This is a genomic window from Arthrobacter agilis (assembly GCF_002953615.1).
GTDB lineage: Bacteria > Actinomycetota > Actinomycetes > Actinomycetales > Micrococcaceae > Arthrobacter_D > Arthrobacter_D agilis_B.
The window spans coordinates 2,024,845-2,029,127 of sequence record NZ_CP024915.1; the positions used below are offsets into that span (position 1 = coordinate 2,024,845).

The 4,283-nt window shown below is 70.4% G+C and carries 5 protein-coding genes; 2 read left to right on the top strand and 3 right to left on the bottom strand.

Annotation, left to right across the window (positions count from 1 at the left end):
* From CVO76_RS09850 to CVO76_RS09860, 3 genes are all read right to left on the bottom strand, one after another.
* The coding region (locus tag CVO76_RS09850; protein WP_208739119.1) for an alkaline phosphatase PhoX at positions 1-662 on the bottom strand (662 nt) is incomplete at its 3' end.
* A gap of 130 nt (positions 663-792) precedes the next feature.
* Positions 793-1,596: a gamma-glutamyl-gamma-aminobutyrate hydrolase family protein gene (locus tag CVO76_RS09855; RefSeq protein ID WP_208739120.1), complete on the bottom strand. Its 804-nt coding sequence runs from the start codon at positions 1,594-1,596 to the stop codon at positions 793-795.
* Between the two features lie 94 nt (positions 1,597-1,690).
* On the bottom strand, positions 1,691-2,767 hold the full coding sequence (locus CVO76_RS09860; protein ID WP_432206092.1) for an o-succinylbenzoate synthase: 1,077 nt from the start codon (positions 2,765-2,767) through the stop codon (positions 1,691-1,693).
* Between the two features lie 86 nt (positions 2,768-2,853).
* Between CVO76_RS09860 and CVO76_RS09865 the strand changes: the two genes are divergently transcribed.
* Together CVO76_RS09865 and CVO76_RS09870 are read left to right on the top strand one after the other, a co-directional pair.
* Positions 2,854-3,765: a phosphatase PAP2 family protein gene (locus CVO76_RS09865; RefSeq protein WP_208739121.1), complete on the top strand. Its 912-nt coding sequence runs from the start codon at positions 2,854-2,856 to the stop codon at positions 3,763-3,765.
* Positions 3,766-3,869: 104 nt separating this feature from the next.
* Positions 3,870-4,283: alcohol dehydrogenase catalytic domain-containing protein (locus CVO76_RS09870; RefSeq protein ID WP_208739122.1), on the top strand; the 414-nt coding region annotated here is incomplete at its 3' end.

Genomic DNA, 4,283 nt, shown 5'->3' on the forward strand with positions numbered 1-4,283 from the left:
TGGACGTAGGACCACGGCTTGTTCTTGTTCTTGCGCTCGAGCTCGACGACGGACAGTCCGTGCGCCGCCTTGCCGATGCCGCGGACCTCGGCGGCGGGCAGGGTCGGCGGAACCATGATGGTCTCGTTCGTGTACTCGTGGTTGGCGAAGAGCACCGCACGGCGGCCCTTGCTGCCCTCGACCTCGAGGATGTCCGTGTAGTCGCAGTTGTACCCGAACTGCAGGGCCTGCGCGGCGGCGGTCTGGTTCTCGGCGTCGAATGCAGGAGACGCGCTGAACAGCGGATCGCCCCAGCGGATGACCGGCTTCCAGCCGTAGCCCTGCGGCACCGTCATGTCGTCGACCAGGGCATCGACGGGCGCGATGGCGTCGAACGGCAGGTTGCTCTTGAGGTAGCCCTTGCCGGGCGGTGGCGCGGCCTGGGCCGAGCCCGCTCCGGTCTGCATACCGACGAGGAGCGTCAGCGCACCTGCGGCACCGGCACCGAGTGCGCTCCGGCGCGAGAACTCACTCGAGACGATGTCCCGGAAGTAGTTGTTGGCGGAGGTGTTGCAGACGGCGTCGGAACACGCATTGTCACACTTGAGTGCGCAGGTGACGGCACTGCGCTTCCCCTTGGTGTGGCCGAGCATGGGCAGCAGGCGGCGCGTGGTTTCAGTCATGGGTGGTACCTCTTCCAGGGGCGAACGGGTTCGCCTCCACCCTTCCGAGGACACCTGAACATCCATGGTGCGAGCCGATGAACGCCGGGTGAACGGCGATCGAACAGGCATCCCCCGCCCGGGTGGCTGCTCAGCCGGCCGGCAGGCCCATCTCCTGGAAGGCTCCGTCCAGATGCAGCGGGAGTGTCCGGCCCAGCTGCCGTTCCCGGGCGGCCTGCATGAAGGCGTCGAACAGCGCTGTCTCGGTGGGGCTCTGTTCGGGGTGCCACTGGACCCCGATGCAGAAACGGTTCTGCGGGAGTTCGATCGCCTCGATGACGCCGTCGTCGCTCCACGCCGCAGCCTGCAGGCCGAGCCCCAGCCGGTCCACGGCCTGGTGGTGGGAGACGGGCACCGCCTCGACGCGCGTGCCGCCCATCACCCGGGCGACGTGCGAACCGGGGCGGAGGTCCACGGGGATGGCGTTGAAGCGGTGGTCCCCCAGCTGGTACGTTCCCTCGCCCACGAGGTCGGGCAGGTGCTGGTGCAGTGAACCCCCGAGCGCCACGTTGAGCATCTGCTCGCCACGGCAGATCCCCAGCAGGGGCAGGTCGGTCCGGACCGCCTCCCGCACCACGGCGGAGTCCCACGCGTCACGCAGGAGGTGCGGACGATCGGTCTCGGCGTGCGGTTCGGCGCCGTAGCGTGCTGGGTCGATGTCCCAGCCGCCGACCACGATCACGCCGTCGAGCCTCGGCAGCAGGTGCTCGAGCACACCGCCGTCGGTCCCCTGCGGAGGGAGCAGCACCGGGATGGCGCCGGCGGCGAGTACGGGCGCGAGATAGTTCTGGGGCAGGAATGCCGCCTCGATCGTTCCGCAACCCTCTGTCACGGCGGAATCGAGGTAGGACGTCAGCCCGACGACGGGGCGCGGCAGGGAGTCCGAAGTTGTCAAGGTTTTGTTCCTCTCACAAGACCATTGACGATCTAACCTAGCCCGCTCGTGTTGTGCCCGTATTTCCGCCGTGTGATTTTCGCGTGTCGTCCTGTCAGCCGCGGGATTCCCGCGATCCGTCGGCCAGGAGGGCGTAGGCCCTGTCCAGGCGTTCCAGCCACCACTGCCTCCTGTCGGGGGCGGCGGCGAACCTGTGCAGCTTCTCCTCGGAGACCTCGACCTCCCGTACCCCGATCCGCCCCAGGTGCGGCACCAGGGGGGCGTCGGTGACGTCACCGGCCATGAGCGACACGGTCGCGAGGCCGCAGGCATAGGGGAGGTCCGGCAGCGCGGCCGCCAGGGCCACGCCGGCCCGGATCCCGACGGAGGTGTCCAGGGCGGAACTGATGACGGCGGGCAGGCCCGCCCGTCCGATGATGTCGAGAGCACGCCGGACCCCGCCGAGCGGCGGGGCCTTGATGACCAGGATGTCGGCCGCGTCCTCGCGGGCGACGCGCAGCGGATCGTCCTGCCGGCGGACGCTCTCGTCGGCGGCCACCAGCACCCGGTGTCCGCGGCGGCGCAGTTCGAACCGCACGGTCCGCAGGCCTGCGATGTCCGGAACGGGCTGTTCCACGTACTGCAGGTCGAAGCGGGCCAGCGCGTCGAGCGCGGCCAGGGCTTCCCCGACGTCCCAGCCACCGTTGGCATCCACCTTGATCCCGGCCTCCGGGAGGAGCCTGCGCACCTCCGCGACGCGGGCGACGTCGGCCGCGAGATCCTGCCCCTTCTCAGCGACCTTCACCTTGACGGCGTCCACCGCTCCGAAGCGGGAGAGCACGCCTTCCACGGCGTCCGGTCCGACCGCCGGCACCGTGGCATTGACCGGCACCGACGTCCGGAGGGGTTCGGGGAAGCCGTGCCAGGCCGCCTCGATCGCGGACGCGAGCCACGGGGCGGACTCGGCGTCGTCGTACTCGGGGAAAGGGCAGAATTCGCCCCATCCCGCCGGCCCCCGCACCAGGAGCGCCTCACGCTGGAGGACGCCCCGGAACTTCACCCGCATGGGCACCGAGACCACGCGCGCCGACCCGGCCACCTCCGCCGGACCGGGCAGCGGCAGCGGCGACGTCGGAGGCGTCGGCAGGGCAGGCGGTGGGGTAGGCGGTGGGGTAGGCGGAGGGGTGCGCACGACCTCAGGGTACGGGAGGTACGGTCCCGGCCGGAGGTCACGGGACGGTTACGGGACTCGCAGGATCATGTGGAACGATTGGGTCGATGACGTCGCAGCGAACCTCTACCGGGCAGGCACGGGCAGCACGCTCACCGCTGCTGTTCGTGCTGGCCGCCGTGGCGTGCGCGAGCGCGCTGGGCTGGACCTACTGGGCGTTCGTGCGCACCACCACGGGCCAGTTCGCCGACGAGTCCGCGTGGCGCGAGGCCGGAGTCGCGGCGCCGGACACCCAGGGTCCCTTCCTGCGCTTCCTGGACACGCTGCCCACCATCTCGGTGATCGTCGCAGCCGCCGCCATCCTCTTCGTCGCCCTGAGGCGTCGGAGGTATGCGGCCGCGCTCATCGCCGTCGCCGTGATCCTGGCATCGAACCTGACCACGCAGCTCCTGAAGAACGTCGTGTTCGACCGGCCGGACCGCGGCGTCGCGACGCTCGCCTTCAATTCATTACCGTCAGGGCATACGACGCTGGCGGCGTCCGCGGCCGCGGCCGTGTTCGTCATCGCGACACCGCGCTGGCGTCCCTTCGCCGCAGCGGCGGGCGGGTCGTACTCCGTCCTCGCCGGGGCGGCCACCTTCATCAACCTCTGGCACCGGCCCGCCGATGTGGTGGCGGCGCTCCTCGTCGTCGGGACGTGGACCCTGGTCGGCGGGCTGATCATCATGCGGACCGGCGACACCTGGAACAACTGGCAGGGGTTCGGCGCGCACTGGGGGTCGGCCCGCAGCTGGCTCGCGGCGTGCTGGGTGCTCGGGCTCGGGAGCCTCGCGCTGTCGGCGGCCCTGTACTTCTCCGTGCAGGCGATCGGGCCGGCACCCGAACCCGGCACGGCGAACGTACCCCTGTTCTTCTGGTGGGGGCTCGCCTGGATCGTCGGCGTCGGATTCACGCTCTCGGCCGCCGCGGGATGGCTCTTCGCGGCGCAGGCCCGGGTGACGGCACAGCAGCAGGCGTAGCACCCCGCCGACTCCTCCGCATCCCCTTTCCTCCGCCATCGGACCGTTGATGCGCCGCCGCGACGGTGCAACGCTGGCCGGACCAGCGACGAAGGAGGCGGACGATGAAAGCCATGGTGTACCGCGGGCCCTACAAGGTCCGGGTCGAGGAGAAACCCATGCCGAGGATCGAGCACCCGAACGACGCCATCGTCCGGGTCACCACGGCTGCGATCTGCGGGTCGGACCTGCACCTCTACCACGGCATGATGCCGGACACCCGCGTGGGCACCACGTTCGGGCACGAGTTCATCGGCGTCGTCGAGGAGGTGGGGCCCTCCGTCCGGAACCTCACGCGCGGCGACCGCGTCATGGTCCCCTTCAACGTCTACTGCGGGTCCTGCTACTTCTGCGCGCGCGGCCTGTACTCGAACTGCCACAACGTGAACCCGAACGCGACGGCGGTGGGCGGCATCTACGGCTACTCGCACACCACCGGCGGGTACGACGGCGGGCAGGCGGAGTTCGTGCGCGTGCCC

Coding starts and splice junctions, on each gene's coding strand:
- CVO76_RS09865 (WP_208739121.1), top strand. CDS start 2,854: ATGACGTCGCAGCGAACCTCTACCGGGCAGGCACGGGCAGCACGCTCA.